Below are 235 nucleotides of genomic sequence, written 5' to 3'. Positions count from 1 at the left end.
ACACCGGAACGATCACCCACAGCGCCGCCCTGGAGAAGGCGCACGACGTGGAAGGAATCCACCGGCTCATTCAGCGGGTGGACTCCGGATCCGCCGCCTCGGCGCGTCCAGCTTGCCCTTGACGATCTTCCCGTCGGAGTTCCTGCCCCGATAGGTGAAAGCTGTCGCGTTCGCCATCTACCTCACCAATCCCGAGTAGCTGTCTCCGTAGTCCGGTCCGCTGGCGGCGATGGCC

The 235-nt window shown here is 65.1% G+C and carries 1 protein-coding gene; it reads right to left on the bottom strand.

The annotated features are described in order from the left end of the window. Positions 1–66: 66 nt before the first annotated feature. On the bottom strand, positions 67–177 hold the full coding sequence (locus ACZ2V4_RS11930) for a hypothetical protein (RefSeq protein WP_490514983.1): 111 nt from the start codon (positions 175–177) through the stop codon (positions 67–69). Between the last annotated feature and the right edge of the window lie 58 nt (positions 178–235).

The organism is Macrococcus sp. CoH-51_TC_04 (assembly GCF_058188655.1).
The sequence above is the reverse complement of the archived record's forward strand: the minus strand, read 5'-3'. Positions and strand labels throughout refer to the sequence as shown.